10 protein-coding genes are annotated in these 16,105 nt (G+C 78.4%); 9 read left to right on the forward strand and 1 reads right to left on the reverse strand.

All coding sequences use genetic code 11. The annotated features are described in order from the left end of the window. The 7 genes from mnmA to gatB all read left to right on the forward strand — a co-directional run bounded on the left by mnmA (position 1) and on the right by gatB (position 9,769). Positions 1 to 1,086 (forward strand): tRNA 2-thiouridine(34) synthase MnmA, encoded by a 1,086-nt coding sequence (gene mnmA / locus Q0848_RS01380; RefSeq protein ID WP_299033720.1) that lies wholly within the window; start codon positions 1 to 3, stop codon positions 1,084 to 1,086. A gap of 83 nt (positions 1,087 to 1,169) precedes the next feature. Further along, positions 1,170 to 2,258 carry a methionine synthase gene (locus Q0848_RS01385; RefSeq protein ID WP_299033723.1) on the forward strand — a complete coding sequence of 363 codons (1,089 nt, stop codon included), beginning with the start codon at positions 1,170 to 1,172 and terminating at the stop codon, positions 2,256 to 2,258. A 268-nt stretch (positions 2,259 to 2,526) separates the two neighbouring features. Further along, a complete protein-coding gene (locus Q0848_RS01390; protein WP_299033730.1) occupies positions 2,527 to 3,570 on the forward strand; it encodes a hypothetical protein in 1,044 nt (347 codons plus the stop codon). A 205-nt stretch (positions 3,571 to 3,775) separates the two neighbouring features. Further along, positions 3,776 to 6,193 (forward strand): NAD-dependent DNA ligase LigA, encoded by a 2,418-nt coding sequence (gene ligA / locus Q0848_RS01395; RefSeq protein WP_299033733.1) that lies wholly within the window; start codon positions 3,776 to 3,778, stop codon positions 6,191 to 6,193. 158 nt (positions 6,194 to 6,351) lie between these two features. Then, complete coding sequence (gatC, locus tag Q0848_RS01400) at positions 6,352 to 6,648, forward strand: Asp-tRNA(Asn)/Glu-tRNA(Gln) amidotransferase subunit GatC (RefSeq protein WP_299033736.1); 297 nt, start codon at positions 6,352 to 6,354, stop codon at positions 6,646 to 6,648. Further along, positions 6,648 to 8,228 (forward strand): Asp-tRNA(Asn)/Glu-tRNA(Gln) amidotransferase subunit GatA, encoded by a 1,581-nt coding sequence (gatA, locus tag Q0848_RS01405; protein ID WP_299033739.1) that lies wholly within the window; start codon positions 6,648 to 6,650, stop codon positions 8,226 to 8,228. The genes gatC and gatA overlap by 1 nt, the downstream gene beginning before the upstream one ends. Further along, the gene (gene gatB, locus Q0848_RS01410) at positions 8,225 to 9,769 is read left to right on the forward strand and encodes an Asp-tRNA(Asn)/Glu-tRNA(Gln) amidotransferase subunit GatB (protein WP_299033742.1); all 1,545 of its coding nucleotides are present in this window, start codon (positions 8,225 to 8,227) and stop codon (positions 9,767 to 9,769) included. Before gatA ends, gatB begins: the two co-directional genes overlap by 4 nt. A gap of 101 nt (positions 9,770 to 9,870) precedes the next feature. On the opposite strand, the gene Q0848_RS01415 is transcribed toward gatB, so the two are convergent. Then, entirely contained in the window at positions 9,871 to 11,646 is a 1,776-nt protein-coding gene (locus Q0848_RS01415; RefSeq protein WP_299033745.1) for an alkaline phosphatase, read from the reverse strand. Between the two features lie 340 nt (positions 11,647 to 11,986). On the opposite strand from Q0848_RS01415, the gene Q0848_RS01420 reads away from it, so the two are divergent. Then, positions 11,987 to 13,219 (forward strand): enhanced intracellular survival protein Eis, encoded by a 1,233-nt coding sequence (locus tag Q0848_RS01420; RefSeq protein WP_299033750.1) that lies wholly within the window; start codon positions 11,987 to 11,989, stop codon positions 13,217 to 13,219. A gap of 85 nt (positions 13,220 to 13,304) precedes the next feature. After that, a complete protein-coding gene (locus Q0848_RS01425) occupies positions 13,305 to 16,076 on the forward strand; it encodes an ATP-dependent helicase C-terminal domain-containing protein (protein WP_366146368.1) in 2,772 nt (923 codons plus the stop codon). Positions 16,077 to 16,105 lie beyond the last annotated feature (29 nt).

Below are 16,105 nucleotides of genomic sequence, written 5' to 3' on the forward strand. Positions count from 1 at the left end.
GTGCGCGTCCTGGCCGCGATGAGCGGCGGCGTCGACTCGGCCGTGGCCGCGGCGCGGGCGGTGGACGCCGGCCACGACGTCGTGGGGGTCCACCTCGCCCTGTCCCGCGCGGCGGCGGGCGGGGCGGGAGCGGCGCCCCGGGCGCGGGGCTGCTGCACCGTCGAGGACGCCGGGGACGCCCGGAGGGCCGCCGACGTCCTCGGCATCCCCTTCTACGTCTGGGACCTGTCCGAGCGCTTCCAGGCCGACGTCGTGGACGACTTCACGGCCGAGTACGCGGCCGGCCGCACGCCCAACCCGTGCGTGCGCTGCAACGAGCGCGTGAAGTTCGCAGCGCTGCTCGACCGGGCGCTCGCCCTCGGCTTCGACGCCCTCACGACCGGGCACTACGCGCGCCTGGAGGCGGCCGCGGACGGCGGGCCGCCGTCTCTGCACCGGGCGCGGGACGCCGCCAAGGACCAGTCCTACGTGCTGGCCGTGGTGCCGCCCCACCGGCTCGCGCGCGCGCTGCTGCCGCTCGGGGAGTCGGCGTCCAAGGCCGACGTGCGCGCCGAGGCCGCCGACCGCGGGCTCGCGGTCGCCGAGAAGCCCGACAGCCACGACATCTGCTTCGTCCCGGGCGGTGACGCCCGCGCCTGGCTGCACGAGCGGGTGCCCGCCCGGCCGGGGCTCGTGCGCGACGAGGAGGGCGCGGTCCTGGGCGCCCACGACGGCGCGGCCGGCTTCACGGTGGGCCAGCGCCGCGGCCTGCGGGTCGGGACGCCCGCGCCGGACGGCCGCCCCCGGTACGTGCTCTCGCTCTCGGTGGCCACCGGCGACGTCGTGGTCGGGCCCGGCGAGCGGCTCGAGCGCACCCGGGTCGTCGGCGGCGCCCCGGTGTGGACGGGGGCGGAGCCGGCGGTGGGGGAGCGGCTCGGCGCCCAGCTGCGCGCGCACGGCGCCGAGGTGCCGTGCGTCCTGACCTCCCGCGACCCGCTCGCGGTCGAGCTCGCCTCCCCCCTCCGCGGCGTCGCGCCCGGGCAGACCCTGGCCCTGTACGACGGCACCCGCGTCGTCGGCTCCGCCACGGTGGACTCCGCCGCCTGACGCTGTGCCGGTCTCGAGCGCCCCGACGGCGTCGACCGCCTCGGGCGGGCGGGCGGGCCGCCGGGCGCGGCTACGGTCGGCTCGTGAGCCAGCGCGAGGACTCCCCGACCGAGGTGGACCCGGCGGCGGGCGGGCCCGCGGACGACGAGCCGGGCCGCCCCGCCCTGCTCGGGCGCGCCAGCGGCACCGGCTCCTGGCCGGAGCAGGACCCGCTGGAGGCCGCGCGCACGGTGCTCGGCGAGCTCGGCGCCCCGCCGGGGCTGCCGCACGTCGTGGAGATGCCCGGCCGGGGCCCGGGGGCGGAGCTGGTCGGGCGCGCGGCCGCTCTCCTGGTCGGCCTCCCTGTCGACCTCCAGCCCTCCGGGTGGCGCTTCGTGGACCACCCCGGGCGCGACCTCCAGCGCGCCCGCAGCTACCGGCGGGCGGACCTCGACGCCCTGGCCGAGGCCGCCGACGGCTACGCGGGCGAGCTCAAGGCGCAGGTCGCGGGCCCGTGGACCCTGGCCGCCTCGGTGCGGCTCGGGCGGGGGGAGCGCTCCACCACCGACCCCGGGGCGCGGCGCGACGTCGTCGCCTCGCTGGCCGAGGGGGTGCGCGAGCACCTGGCGGACCTGGCCCGGCTCGTCCCGGGCGCGCGCCTGGTGCTGCAGCTGGACGAGCCCTCCCTGGGCGCCGTGCTGGACGGGCGGCTGCGCCGCTCCAGCGGCTTCGGCCACCTCGAGCCCGTGCCGGCCGACGAGGTCGAGGCGGGGCTGCGCGCCGTGGCGGAGGCGGCGCGGGAGGCCGGTGCGGAGCACGTCGTCGTGCACTCGTGCGCGGACGACGTCCCCTTCCCCGTGCTGCGCCGCAGCGGCGCCGACGGCCTGTCGGTCGACCTGTCGCGCCTGCGGGCCGCCGGGTGGGAGTCGGTCGCCGTCGCGGTCGAGGAGGGGCGGCGGCTGTGGGCGGGGCTGGGCGTCGCCGACCCGCAGGCGGGTGCGGCGTCCGTCGACCGCCTCGTGGAGGCGGTCCGCGAGCCGTGGCGGCGCGTGGGCCTGCCGCTCGCCGGGCTGGCCGACGTCGTGCTCACGCCGGCCTGCGGCCTCGCCGGCTCCTCGCCCGCCGCCGCGCGGGCGTCGCTGCGCCGGCTGCGCGAGGCGTCCGACGCGCTGGGAGAGGCCGCGCAGGCCTGAGCAGCGCTGCTCGGTGCCCGGGCGCACTACCACGCTCCGTCACCCGGTGGGGGTCCCGGACGCCACCCGTTCGGCGCTGTCCGGTCGCTCGCCGTGCCGCCCCGTGGAGTTGGCCCGGCGTTTCCACCAAGGCCATTGCCTCGTCGTGATCGTTCTGAGAACGTACGGTCCGTCCGATTGACACCGACGTCCGTTCCGGCAGACCACGACCCCGGGTCAGCCCGATCACCTCGCCCTCTCACGAGGCCCTCGAAGGAGCCACTCCCTCATGAAGCTGATCAGCGCCCTCACCGCCGGCACCCTCCTCGCCGCCGGCGGCGTCGTGGCCGTGGCCGGCCCGGCCACCAGTGCGCCCGCCCTCACCACCCGCTGCTCCGGGACCGCGGACGGCATCACCATCACCGGCGACCTCGTGGTCCCCTCCGGTCAGTCCTGCGACCTGACGGGCGTGACCGTCACCGGCAGCACCCGCGTGGCGGCCGGCGGCGACCTCGTCGCCGAGGGCAGCTCCTTCGGCGGCGGCGTCGTCGTCGCCGAGGACGCCTTCTTCGGCGCCGTCGACTCGAGCGTCGCGGGCCGCGTCACCTCGCGGCAGGGCTTCGGCGTCACCCTCGAGGGCAGCCAGGCGCAGTCCGTCGTGACCCGCGCCGTCGAGGGCTCCGACGTCCTCGGCGTGACCTGGCTCGAGGACGGCAGCACGGTCTCCGGCGCGGTGGACGCGCGCGCCGGCGAGCTGCTGATCTCCTCCTCGACGGTGGGCGGCCCCGTCCGCGGCATCGGCACGACCTACACGGACGTCGTCGACTCGACCCTGCGCGGCAGCCTCGACGTCGTCGACAACGCCGAGGGCGGCGTGTTCTGCGAGAGCGAGGTGTACGGCGACGCCATCTACACCGGCAACATGTCGCTGCTGCAGCTCGGCGCCGACGGCCCGGTCGAGGTCTGCGACGGGGCGAGCTTCTGGGGCGGGGACGTGACGATCTCCGACAACATGGCCGAGATCACCCTCGACCAGAACATCGTCGCCGGGAACCTGTCCGGCGAGGGCAACGACCCGGCCCCCACGGTCGGCGAGGGCAACCGCGTCCGCGGCGAGCTGAGCGGCCAGTTCGGGGCCCCGGCCGAGGAGGACGCGACCGTCGGCGTGCAGGCGCTCGAGGCCTCCGTCGCCCGCATGGCGGCCACGACCGAGGGCGCCGAGGAGGCGACCGTCGAGAGCGTCGTCGAGCGCACCGAGGCCACGCGCGCGCTCCTCGACGAGCGCGTCGCCGTCGCCGAGGCCGCGGCCGCCGCGGAGGGCCCCATCGCCTGACGCCCCACCCCGCGGCCGCGCCCGCGCCGCCGCACCCCGAGGCCGTCCCGGCCGGTCCTGCAGGACCGGCCGGGACGGCCTCGCCGCGTCCAGGCCGTGGTGGGCGGCCGGCCGGCCGGCTCCGGAGAGCCGGTGTCGTGAGCCGGTGCCGCGCGCGCCGGGGTCATCAGGGCTGGTGTCGGGGGGCTGGGGCAGGATGCCGGGCGTGAGCGCGACACCGCCGCACGACGAGCACGCAGCCCCGCCCGCCCCCGCGACGGACGACGAGCGCCGGGAGTGGGCCGCCCTGGCGGAGGAGGTCCGCGCCCACCAGTTCGCCTACTACGTGCGCGACGCCCCCACCGTGCCCGACGCGGCGTTCGACGCGCTGCTGCAGCGGCTGCAGTCCCTCGAGGCGTCCCACCCCGAGCTCGCCGCCCCGGACTCGCCGACCCAGCAGGTGGGCGGCACCTTCTCCACCGACTTCACCGCGGTCGACCACCTCGAGCGGATGCTCAGCCTCGACAACGTCTTCACCCCCGCCGAGCTCGACGAGTGGGTGGAGCGCGTGGTGCGCGAGGCGGGGGAGGGGGCGCAGCTGCGGTGGCTGTGCGAGCCGAAGATCGACGGGCTGGCGGTCGACCTCGTCTACGAGCAGGGGCGGCTCGTGCGGGCCGCGACCCGCGGCGACGGCCGCACCGGCGAGGACGTCACGCTCAACGTCCGCACGCTCAGCGGCGTCCCGCTCCGCCTGGACGACGGGACGGCGCCGGTCCCCGAGCTGCTCGAGGTGCGCGGCGAGGTGTTCTTCCCCGTGGAGGCCTTCCGCGAGCTCAACGCCGGTCTGGTCGAGGCGGGCCGGCAGCCCTTCGCCAACCCGCGCAACGCCGCGGCGGGGTCGCTGCGGCAGAAGGACCCCCGCGTCACCGCCCGCCGCCCCCTGCGGATGCTGGTGCACGGCCTGGGCCGGCGCAGCGGCTTCGACGTCGCGAGCCAGTCCGGGGCCTACGAGCGCCTGGCCGCGCTCGGGCTCCCGGTGAGCGGCCACACGCGCCTGCTCGAGGACGTCGCGGCGGTCCGCGACTTCGTCGCGCGCACGGGCGAGGGCCGCCACGACGTCGAGCACGAGATCGACGGCGCGGTCGTCAAGGTCGACGACCTCGCCCTCCAGCGGCGCCTCGGCGCCACGAGCCGCGCCCCCCGGTGGGCCATCGCCTACAAGTACCCGCCGGAGGAGGTGACCACGCGGCTGCTGGAGATCTCCGTCAACGTCGGGCGCACCGGGCGCGTGACGCCGTTCGCGCGCATGGAGCCCGTGCTCGTGTCGGGGTCGACGGTCGAGCTGGCCACGCTCCACAACGGCGACGAGGTGCGGCGCAAGGGCGTCCGGCCCGGAGACCTCGTCGTCGTCCGCAAGGCCGGGGACGTCATCCCCGAGGTCCTCGGGCCCGTGCTGGCGCCGGACGCCGACCCCTCCGGGCGCGCCCCGGAGTGGGTGATGCCCACCCACTGCCCCTCGTGCGGGACGCGGCTGGCGCCCGAGCGCGAGGGCGACAAGGACATCCGCTGCCCGAGCTCGCGCACCTGCCCCTCGCAGCTGCGGGAGCGCCTCTTCCACATCGCCTCCCGCAACGCGCTGGACGTCGAGGCGCTCGGCTGGGAGGCCGCCGGGGCCCTGCTCGGCGGGGTGCCGGACGCCGGGGGGAGCCGCGACGCCCGTCCGGAGGCCGACGGCGCCCCCGTCGACGCCGGGGGCCGGGTGCTCGTCGACGAGAGCGGCCTGTTCGACCTCACCGACGTCGACCTGCTGCGGGTCCCGCTGTTCCGCAACGCCAACGGCGACCTGTCGGCCAACGGCCGGCGTCTGCTCGACAACCTCGCGGCCGCGCGCGACCGCCCGCTGTGGCGGGTGCTCGTCGCGCTGTCGATCCGCCACGTGGGGCCGACCGCGGCGCGCTCCCTCGCCACGCGCTTCGGCAGCCTCGACGCCGTCGTCGGCGCCAGCGTCGAGGAGCTGGCCGCGGCCGACGGCGTCGGCCCCGTCATCGCCGAGGCCGTGCTGGCGTGGTGGGACGTCGACTGGCACCGCGCGACCGTCGAGGCCTGGCGGGCGGCGGGCGTGCGCCTGGAGGACGAGCGCGACACCTCCGCGCCGCGCCACCTCGAGGGCGTCACGGTCGTCGTCACCGGCGGCCTCGAGGGCTTCAGCCGCGACGGCGCCAAGGAGGCCATCCTCACGCGCGGGGGCAAGGCGTCGGGCTCGGTCTCCAAGAAGACCGACTTCGTCGTCGTCGGGGAGAACGCGGGGCAGAAGGAGCTGCGCGCCCGCGAGCTCGGCCTGCGCATCCTCGACGAGGCGGGCTTCCGCGTGCTCCTGGAGCAGGGCCCGGACGCGCTCCCCGAGCCCGAGCTCGGGCCCGGGCCCGGGCCCGAGCTGTCGGCGGAGGGCGGCGCGGCACCGGCTCCCGCGGGCGAGGACGCCGGGCCCGCCGACGGTCCGCCGGGGGGCGAGCCGGCGCAGGGGCCTGCGGCCAGGCGGACGGACCTCGCCGAGATCCGAGCCTGGGCGCGCGAGAACGGCCACGTCGTCGCCGACCGGGGCCGCGTCGCGCAGTCGGTCCGCGACGCCTACGACGCCCGCTGACGGGTGCCGCGCCGGGTCGCAGGAGAGCTCCCTCTCGGACGGGGCGGTCCGCGGCCGCCGGCGTCGTGCCCGCCCGCGCTCCGGGGGCGCTCCCGCGACCCGGCGCGGTCGGGTCGGTCCGCGGCCGGGCGTCGGGTGCGACTCCTAGACTCCCCGGCATGCCCGTTCTCTCCACCGACGACGTGGCGCGCCTGGCCGCCCTCGCGCGCATCGACCTCGACCCCGACGAGCTGGAGCGGCTGGCCGGTGAGCTCGACGCCGTCGTGGCCGCCGTCGCCTCGGTGTCCTCGGTCGTCTCCGACGACGTGCCCGCCACGAGCCACCCGCTCCCGCTGACCGACGTCTACCGCGAGGACGTGGTCCAGCCGTCGCTGCCGGTCGACGACGTGCTCGCCGGCGCGCCGGCCGCCCAGGACGGGCGCTTCCTCGTCCCGCAGATCCTCGAGGAGGACTGATGGCCCCCGCCGAGAGCGGCCGCCCCGGCGCCGACGACCTGGTGCGCGCCACCGCCGCCGACCTCGCGCAGCGCCTGGCCGCGCGCGAGGTCTCCAGCGAGGAGGTCGTGCGCGCCCACCTGGACCGCATCGCCGCCGTGGACGGCGCGCCCGGCGACGGCCGCGGCGTCGCGGCCTTCCTGCACGTCAGCGGCGAGGAGGCCCTGGCCGCCGCCCGCGACGTCGACGCCCGCCGCGCCGCCGGCGAGGACCTGCACCCCGCCGCGGGCGTGCCCGTCGCCGTCAAGGACGTCGTCGTCACGCGGGGCACGCCCACGACGGCCGGGTCGAAGATCCTCGAGGGCTGGGTGCCGCCCTACGACGCCACGCTGGTCGAGCGGCTGCGCGCGGCCGGCATGCCGCTGCTCGGCAAGACGAACATGGACGAGTTCGCCATGGGCAGCTCGACCGAGCACTCCGCCTACGGGCCCACCCGCAACCCGTGGGACACCTCCCGGACCCCCGGCGGCTCCGGCGGCGGCAGCGCCGCTGCGGTGGCGGCCTTCGAGGCGCCGCTCGCCGTCGGCACCGACACGGGCGGGTCCATCCGCCAGCCGGCCGCCGTGACGGGCTCGGTGGGGGTCAAGCCCACCTACGGCGGCATCTCGCGCTACGGCCTCGTCGCCATGGCCTCGAGCCTCGACCAGGCCGGTCCCTGCGCCCGCACCGTGCTCGACGCCGCCCTGCTGCACGAGGTCATGGGCGGGCACGACCCCCGCGACGCGACGTCGCTGACAGATCCCGTCGGGGCGCTCGCCGACGCGGCGCGCTCGCGCGACGTCCGCGGCATGCGCGTGGGCGTGGTGCGCGAGCTGACGGGCGAGGGCTTCTCGGACGGCGTGAGCGCCAGCTTCCGGGCGTCGCTGGACCTGCTGGCCGACGCCGGGGCCGAGGTCGTGGAGGTCTCGTGCCCGACCTTCGCGCACGCCCTGGACGCCTACTACCTGATCATGCCCAGCGAGGCCTCCAGCAACCTGGCGCGCTTCGACGGCATGCGCTTCGGCCTGCGGGTCGAGCCGTCCGAGGGGCCCGTCACGGCCGAGCGCGTCATGGCCGCCACGCGCGGCGCCGGGTTCGGCGCGGAGGTCAAGCGTCGGATCATCCTCGGCACCTACGCCCTGTCGGCGGGCTACTACGACGCCTACTACGGCTCGGCCCAGAAGGTGCGCACGCTCGTCCAGCGCGACTTCGCGGCGGCCTTCGAGCAGGCGGACGTGCTGGTCTCCCCGACGGCGCCGACGACGGCGTTCCCGCTCGGCAGCAGGCTGGACGACCCCCTGGCCATGTACGCCGCGGACATCGCCACCATCCCGGCCAACCTCGCCGGGGTGCCGGGCATGTCGCTGCCGAGCGGCCTGGCCGAGGACGGCCTGCCCGTCGGCTTCCAGGTGATGGCGCCGGCCCGGGCCGACGAGCGCCTGTACCGCCTCGGCGGCGCCCTCGAGGCGCTGCTCGAGGAGCGCTGGGGCGGACCGCTGCTCGCGTCCGCGCCCCGCCTCGAGACCGTCCCCGCCACCCGACCGGAGGTCGCGCCCGCATGAGCACCACCACGACCGCGCCGGCGGCGACGGGCGGCGCCGAGCCCCTCGTCGCCTACGACGACGCCACGGCCCGCTACGACGTCGTCATCGGCCTCGAGGTCCACGTCGAGCTCGGCACGGCGACCAAGATGTTCGACGGCTCGTCCACCGCGTTCGGCGCCGAGCCCAACACCCAGGTCTCGCCGGTGTCGCTGGGGCTGCCGGGCGCCCTGCCCGTGGTCAACCGGCTCGCCGTCGAGCACGGCATCCGCATCGGCCTGGCGCTGTCCTGCGACATCGCGGAGTCCTGCCGCTTCGCGCGCAAGAACTACTTCTACCCGGACATGCCGAAGAACTTCCAGACCTCGCAGTACGACGAGCCCATCGCCGCGGACGGCCACCTCGAGGTCGTCCTGGACGACGGGACGCCGTGGCGGGTGGAGGTCGAGCGCGCGCACCTGGAGGAGGACACGGGCAAGTCGACGCACGTGGGCGGGTCCACCGGGCGCATCCACGGGGCCGACCACTCCCTCGTGGACTACAACCGCGCGGGCATCCCGCTCGTGGAGGTCGTCACCCGCCCGGTCACCGGCGCCGGCGCCCGGGCCCCCGAGGTGGCGCGCGCCTACGTCGCGGCGCTGCGCGACCTGCTGCGCGCCCTCGGCGTCTCCGAGGCCCGCATGGAGCAGGGGCAGATGCGCGCCGACGTCAACGTCTCGCTGCGCCCCTCGCCCGACGCCCCGCTCGGCACCCGCACGGAGACGAAGAACGTCAACTCCTTCCGCTCGGTGGAGCGGGCGGTGCGCTACGAGGTCTCGCGCCAGGCGGCCGTGCTGGACGCCGGTCGCGCGGTGCTGCAGGAGACCCGGCACTGGCACGAGGACACCGGCATCACGACGTCGGGGCGCGTGAAGTCCGACGCCGACGACTACCGGTACTTCCCCGAGCCCGACCTGGTCCCCGTGACGCCGTCGCGGGCGTGGGTCGAGGAGATCCGCGCGACGCTGCCGGAGATGCCCGTGGCCCGCCGCGCCCGGCTCCAGGGCGAGTGGGGGTACAGCGACCTCGAGATGCGCGACGTCGTCAACGCCGGGCTCCTGGAGACCATCTCGGCCACCGTCGCCGCCGGCGCGAGCCCCGCGGCGGCCCGCAAGTGGTGGGGCGGCGAGCTGGCCCGCACGGCCAACGAGCGCCAGGTCGAGGTGACGTCGCTGCCCGTCGGCCCGGAGGGTGTCGCGGAGCTCGCCGGGCTCGTGGAGTCCGGGCGCATCAACGACCGCATGGCCCGCCAGGTGCTGGAGGGCGTCCTCGCGGGGGAGGGGACGCCGACCGAGGTCGTCTCCGCCCGGGGGCTCGAGGTCGTCTCCGACGAGTCCGCCCTCGTGGCCGCCGTCGACGAGGCGCTCGCCGCGCAGCCCGACGTCGCGGAGAAGATCCGCGGCGGCAAGGTCGCGGCCGCCGGGGCCGTCGTCGGCGCGGTCATGAAGGCGACGCGCGGCGCCGCGGACGCCCAGCGCGTGCGCGAGATCGTGCTGGAGCGGGTCGGGGCCGCGGGCTCCTGACCCGTGGCGGCGTCGCCCGCGCCCGAGGGGCCGGTCTGCGGTGCGGACCGGCCCCTCGGGCGTGCGACGCCTCGTCGCGGCCCGGAGCAGAGGCCCGGAGGTCACACGCGGTGGAGCCCCGGACGACCCTCCTCGACGACGAAGGACGCGCGGGTGGAGACCGGCGCGCCCGGCTCCTGGACGGCGGGGAGCACCTTGAAGTCGGCGCGCACCTGACCCGCCTCGAGCCGGGTCAGCACGTACCCGCGCTGGCTGCTCGCGAAGCGGATGTGCGGGTTCTCCACGAGCTGGAGGTCGGTGCCGGCCGAGGTGTCCGAGCCGTCGCCGCCGGTGGAGATGGACGTCGTGACGAGCTCGGTCGCCACCGGGGCGCGCGAGAGGTCGGGCACCCCCTCGCCGCCGGGCGCGTCGGGGTGGACGTCGCAGGCGTAGTGGCGGTGGACGTCGCCGGTGAGGACCACCGGGTTGCGCACGCCGCGCTCGGCGAAGCCCTCGAGGAGCCGTGAGCGCGACGCCGTGTACCCGTCCCAGCCGTCCATCGAGAGCCGTCGCTCCGGCCCCTCGGCGAAGTCCCGCGGCGCGAAGAAGACCTGCTGGCCCAGCACGTCCCAGGTCGCGGGGGAGTCCGCGAGGCCGTCGAGCAGCCAGCGCTCCTGCTCGTGCCCGGGCAGCGAGCGAGCCGGGTCCAGGCGCTCCTCGCAGCCGACGTCGGTGCCGTCGCCGCAGGCCTGGTCGTCGCGGTACTGCCGCGTGTCGAGCATGTGGAAGGCGGCGAGGCGCCCCCAGTCCAGGCGCCGGTAGAGCTGCATGTCGAGGCCCCGGGGCACGCTGGTGCTCCGCAGCGGCATGTTCTCGTAGTAGGCCTGGAAGGCGGCGGCGCGGCGGTCCAGGAAGCCCGGCAGGGGGTCGCGCTCCAGGCTCTCCGGCACCTCGTCGGCCCAGTTGTTGTCGACCTCGTGGTCGTCCCAGACGACGGCCCACGGGGCCACGGCGTGGGCGGCCTGGAGGTCGGGGTCGGCCTTGTACTGGGAGTGGCGCTGGCGGTAGCCGGCCAGCGTGGTGGTCTCCGGACCGGCGTGGTCGCGGACGTTGCCCCCGGGCGCGACGTAGGAGTCGGCCCGGTACTCGTAGATGTAGTCCCCGAGGTGCAGGACGAGCTCCGGCTCCTCCTCGGCGAGGCGCCGGTAGGCGGTGAAGTAGCCGTGCTCGTACTGCGCGCACGAGGCGAAGGCCATCGTCAGCGACGCCGGCGAGCTCCCGACCGCCGGCGCCGTGCGGGTGCGGCCCACGGGGGAGAGCCGGCCCAGGGACTGGAAGCGGTAGAAGTACTCGCGGCCGGGCTCGAGCCCGGTGAGCTCCACGTGCACGCTGTGACCGAGCTCGGGCCGGGCCGTCGTCGTCCCGATCCGCTCCAGGCGCCGGAAGCGCTCGTCGCGGGCGACCTGCCAGCGCACGTTGACGCCGCGCTCCGGCATGCCCCCGCGGCCGTCCTCCGCGAGCGGGTCCGTCGCCAGGCGCGTCCACAGCACGACGCCGTCGGGCGACGGGTCGCCCGAGGCGACGCCGAGCGTGAAGGGGTCCCCCGGGCGCGAGCCGGCCGCGGCGAGGGCGCGGGGCGCCTGCGCACCGCCGACGAGGGACCCGGTGAGGACGGCCGCCGCCCCCGCCCCGAGCAGGACGCCCCGGCGCGACGGCGCGGAGGGGGAGGCTGCGACGAGGCCGGCCAGCGGGGACGCGGCGACCGGCCGGCCCGCCCGAGCGGGCTGTCGCGCAGGCGTGCCCGCGGCGGCCGGGACGGTGCGGGCGGCACGAGGACCGGCACCCGCAGCGGGCGGGGCCGTGACGGCGGTGGGAGGGACGGAGCGGGGCACGGGCATGACGACCTCCGGACGGGCGGACGGGCGGACGGGCGGACGGGCGGACGGGCGGACGGGCGGACGGGCGCCGGAGCCGTGGTCGGCGGACGCGCGCGGCGACGCGGCGTGGGGCGGACGCCAACCACCCGGACAAGGGGCGCACAACGGTCAGGTCCACGCTGGACCGCTCGGTGCGGCTCGCGGGCGACGGCCGGGTGAACGTCTCCCGGCGGTGGCGTGCGCGCCCGGCGTTCACCTCGTCCACGGCGCCCCCGGCGCGACCGCTGCCCGGCCCGGTCCCCCGTGCCCGGGGCCTCGTCGTGGACGAGGGGCACGACCAGCCGGCCGGTAGCGTTCCGGGGTGCCTGCCGAGACGACCGCCCCGTCCCCGGACGCCCGCCCCGACGACAGCGCTCCCCGGGTGCGCCCCCTCGGGCCCGAGGACCACGCCCGGCAGTGGCGCCTGCACGCGCTGTCCTTCGGCGAGGACCTCACCTCCCCGCCGGACCCGGGGTCCGAGCCCGAGGGCGCCGTCCGCTACGGGGCGGTCGGCCGGGGCGAGGACCTCCTCGGGGCGGTGACGCTGCTGCCGCGCGAGCACTGGTGGGGCGGGCGCCGCGTGGGGGCCGCCGACGTCACCGACGTCGCGGTGCAGCCGGAGGCGCGCGGGGCCGGCGTGGCGACGTCGCTGCTGCGCGCGCTGCTCGAGGGGGGCCGCGAGCGCGGCGCCGCGGTGTCCGCGCTGTTCCCCACGGTCGCCGGGCTCTACCGCCGCGCGGGCTGGGAGGTCACGGGCACGCTGACCACCGTCGAGGTGCCGACCCACGCGCTCAACCGCGGCGGCCCGGCCCCGGGGCTGGCGACCCGCACCGGCGGGCCCGCCGACCTGCCGGCGGTCGCCGAGCTCTACGAGCGCGAGGCGCGGGCCCGGAGCGGGATGCTCGTGCGGCCGGCCCCGCCGACCGATCGTCTGCCCGAGGGCGTCGACGGGCTCACGCTCGTCGAGGACGGCGACCGGCTCGTGGCCGCGGCCAGCTGGCACCGCGGCCGCGGCTACGGGCGCGAGGCGGTCTTCACCGTGCGCGACGTGGTGGCCGACACCCCGGCCGCGGCGCGGACGCTCCTCGGCGTCCTGGGGGGCTGGGCGCCCGTGGCCCGCAACCTCCACCTGCGGCTGCTGCGCGGGGACGCGGTCGCCGCGGCGCTGCCGGTCGAGCTGGCGCGCGTGGTGGACCGCAAGGTCGTCATGCACCGCGTCGTCGACGTCGAGCGGGCGATGGCCCAGCGCGGCTGGCCGTCCGCGGTGCGCGGCTCCGTCGTCGTCGCGCTGGAGGACGACCTGGCCCCGTGGAACAGCGGGACCTGGGAGCTCGCCGTCTCCGGCGGCGAGGGCGCCGCGCGGCGCACCGACGCCGAGCCGGTCGTGCGGCTCACCCCCAGCGGGCTGGCCGGGCTGTACGCCGGGTCGACGACGGCGCTCGGCGCCGTCCGCACCGCGGGCGCCGAGGTCCTCGTCGAGGACCGGGCCGCCGGGCTCGCGGCCCTCGACGTGCTCGCCTGCGGCGACCTCGTCGAGGTCCTCGACTACTTCTGAGCCGCTCGCGGTACCCGGGCCGTGCGCCGGCTCGGGTACCGCCCTCGCGGACCGGGCCGCGTCGGGCAGGCTCTGCGGCGTGCTGCTGACGACCGCGGAGGACGCCCTGGCGCGGGCGGGCACCCGGCTGCCCGCGTCGGCCGTGCTGCCCGAGCTGGTCTCGGTGCTGGGCGCCGCCGGTCGCGCGCTCCTCGTGGCCCCGCCGGGCACGGGCAAGACCACGCTGGCGCCCCTGGCGCTGGCCGACGCCCTCGACGCCGCGGACGCCCGGGACGGGCGGCGGGGTCCCGCGCGGCGCGTCGTCGTGACCGAGCCGCGCCGCGTCGCGGTGCGCGCCGCGGCGCAGCGGATGGCCTCCCTGCTCGGGGAGGACGTCGGCGGCCTCGTCGGCTACGCCGTGCGCGGCGAGCGGCGCACGGGGCCGCGCACGCGGGTGGAGGTCGTCACCACGGGACTGCTGCTGCGCCGGCTGCAGGCGGATCCCGAGCTGCCGGGCGTCGGCGCGGTGCTGCTGGACGAGGTCCACGAGCGGGCGCTGGACGCCGACCTCGCGCTGGCCCTCGTCGTGGACGTGCGCGAGGTGCTGCGCCCCGACCTCCTGCTCGTCGCGGCCTCGGCCACGCCCGACCAGGCGGCGCTGCGACGGGCGCTCGCCGGGGCTCTCCCGCCGGGGGCGGGCGCTGTCGCCGGCGCGTCGTCCGCGCCCGCGACGCCCGGGGACGGGGTCCCCCTGGTGGTCGCGACCGCGCCCGTGCACCCGCTCGCGGTGGTCCACGACCCCCCGCCCGCCGGCCTGGACCCTCCGCGGGGGCTGCGGGTGGACCCGCGCCTGCTCGACCACGTCGCCGCGGCGGTCCGCCGGGCCCTGGACGCCCATCCCGGCGACGTCCTCGTCGTGCTGCCCGGGGCCCGCGAGATCGCCCGGGTGTCCTCGCTCGTGCGCGCGGCGCGCCCCGACGTCGACGTCCTGGCCCTGCACGGGCGCACGCCCCGCGCCGAGCAGGACGCCGCCCTGCGCGCCGGCCCCCGGCGGCGCGTCGTGTGCGCCAGCGCGGTGGCCGAGTCCAGCCTCACGGTGCCCGGCGTGCGGGTCGTCGTCGACGCCGGCCTGGCGCGCGTCCCGCGGTCCGACCACGCCCGGGGCCTCGCCGGGCTGGACACCGTGCGGGTCTCCCGCGCCTCGGCGGTGCAGCGCGCGGGCCGTGCCGCGCGCGAGGGGCCGGGCGTGGTCGTGCGCTGCTGGTCCGAGGCCGACGACGCGCGCCTGCCGCCGCGGCCCGAGCCGGAGGTCGCGACCGCCGACCTCGCGGGCGCCGTGCTGGACCTCGCCTGCTGGGGCAGCCCCCGCGGCGAGGGCCTGGCCCTGCCGGACCACCTGCCCGCGGGCGCCGTCGCCGCGGCCGAGCAGGCCCTCGCGGTGCGGGGCCTGCTGGACGCCGGCGGACGGGCCACGCCGCTCGGACGCGCCGTCGCCCGCACGGGCGTCGACCCGCGGCTGGGCCGCGCCCTGCTGCTCGGCGCGCGGGCGGTCGGCGGTCGCCGCGCCGCGGAGGTCGTCGCGCTCCTGTCCGAGGACGGCCTGCTCGGCCGCGGGGCAGGGCCCGCGGGCGGGGACGACGTGGTGGCGACCTGGCGGGCGCTGCGGCACGGGGACGACCCTGCGCGCACGAGCCGCTGGGAGCAGGAGGTCCGCCGCCTGCGGTCCGCCCTGCGCGGGCTCGAGCGGGACGGGCAGGAGCGGGACGGGCCGGAGCGGCACGGGGTGGCGCGGGACGAGCCGGCGAGGGGCGGCCTCGGAGGAGGCGGTGGCTCGGCCGAGGCGCCCGGTGGTGCGGCGACGAGCGCCGGTGACGAGGAGGCCGCCGGGCACGTCGTCGCGCTCGCCCACCCCGAGCGGGTCGCGCGCCGGCGCCGCTCGGCCGCCGGCGGTCCCGGGCGCGACGAGGTGCTGCTCGCGGGCGGCACGGGCGCGCGGCTGCTGCCGGGATCGGCCTGGGCCGCGAGCGGACCGACGTCCGGGGCGGCCGCGCACGGCGCCCAGCAGGACTGGCTGGCCGTGGCGCTGCTCGACCGCCCCGTGGGCGCCGTCGACGCGGTGGTCCGCGCCGCGGCGCCCCTGACCGAGGCGGGCGCCCGCGCGGCCGCCGGCCCGCTGCTGGCCACGACGAGCGAGGTCGTCTGGGACGGCGGTGCCGGCGGGGACGTCGTCGCCCGGCGCGTCGAGAGGCTCGGGGCGCTGGTGCTCGCCGAGGCCCGGCTCCCCGACCCCCCGCGGGAGCTGCTGGAGGCGGCGCTGCTCGAGGGGCTGCGGCGCGGCGGCCTGGCGCTGCTGGCTCCCTCGGAGGGCGCCGAGCGCCTGCGCCAGCGCCTGGCGGCGGTCCGCGCCGCGCTGGGGGACCCGTGGCCCGACGTCTCGCCCGAGGCGCTCCTGGCGGGTGCGCAGACCTGGCTCGCCCCGGAGCTGGCCGGCGCGCGCCGCCGGGCCGACCTCGCGCGCACGGACGTCGCCGCGGCCCTGCGCCGGCTGCTGCCCTGGCCGCAGGCCGCCCGTCTGGACGAGCTGGCCCCCGAGCGGCTCCCGCTGCCCTCGGGCCGCGGCGCGCGGCTGGACTACGCCGACCCGGCCGCGCCGGTCCTCGCCGTCCGGCTGCAGGAGGTGCTCGGGTGGGAGGCCGGCCCGCGCGTCGCCGACGGCCGGACGGCCGTCGTCGTGCACCTGCTCTCCCCGGCGGGGCGACCGCTCGCCGTCACCGCGGACCTCGCCTCCTTCTGGCGCGGCCCCTACGCGCAGGTGCGGGCCGAGATGCGCGGCCGCTACCCCAAGCACGCCTGGCCGGCGGACCCGCTGGGCGGGTGAGGACCCGGCGGAGGAGCGGCTGAGGTGCC

Origin of the sequence: uncultured Pseudokineococcus sp. (genome assembly GCF_947495735.1) — a bacterium.
In the GTDB taxonomy this organism is placed as follows: Bacteria; Actinomycetota; Actinomycetes; order Actinomycetales; family Quadrisphaeraceae; genus Pseudokineococcus.

Coding starts and splice junctions, on each gene's coding strand:
- Q0848_RS01415 (WP_299033745.1), bottom strand. CDS start 11,646: ATGCCCGTGCCCCGCTCCGTCCCTCCCACCGCCGTCACGGCCCCGCCC.
- gatB (WP_299033742.1), top strand. CDS start 8,225: ATGAGCACCACCACGACCGCGCCGGCGGCGACGGGCGGCGCCGAGCCC.
- gatA (WP_299033739.1), top strand. CDS start 6,648: ATGGCCCCCGCCGAGAGCGGCCGCCCCGGCGCCGACGACCTGGTGCGC.
- gatC (WP_299033736.1), top strand. CDS start 6,352: ATGCCCGTTCTCTCCACCGACGACGTGGCGCGCCTGGCCGCCCTCGCG.
- Q0848_RS01390 (WP_299033730.1), top strand. CDS start 2,527: ATGAAGCTGATCAGCGCCCTCACCGCCGGCACCCTCCTCGCCGCCGGC.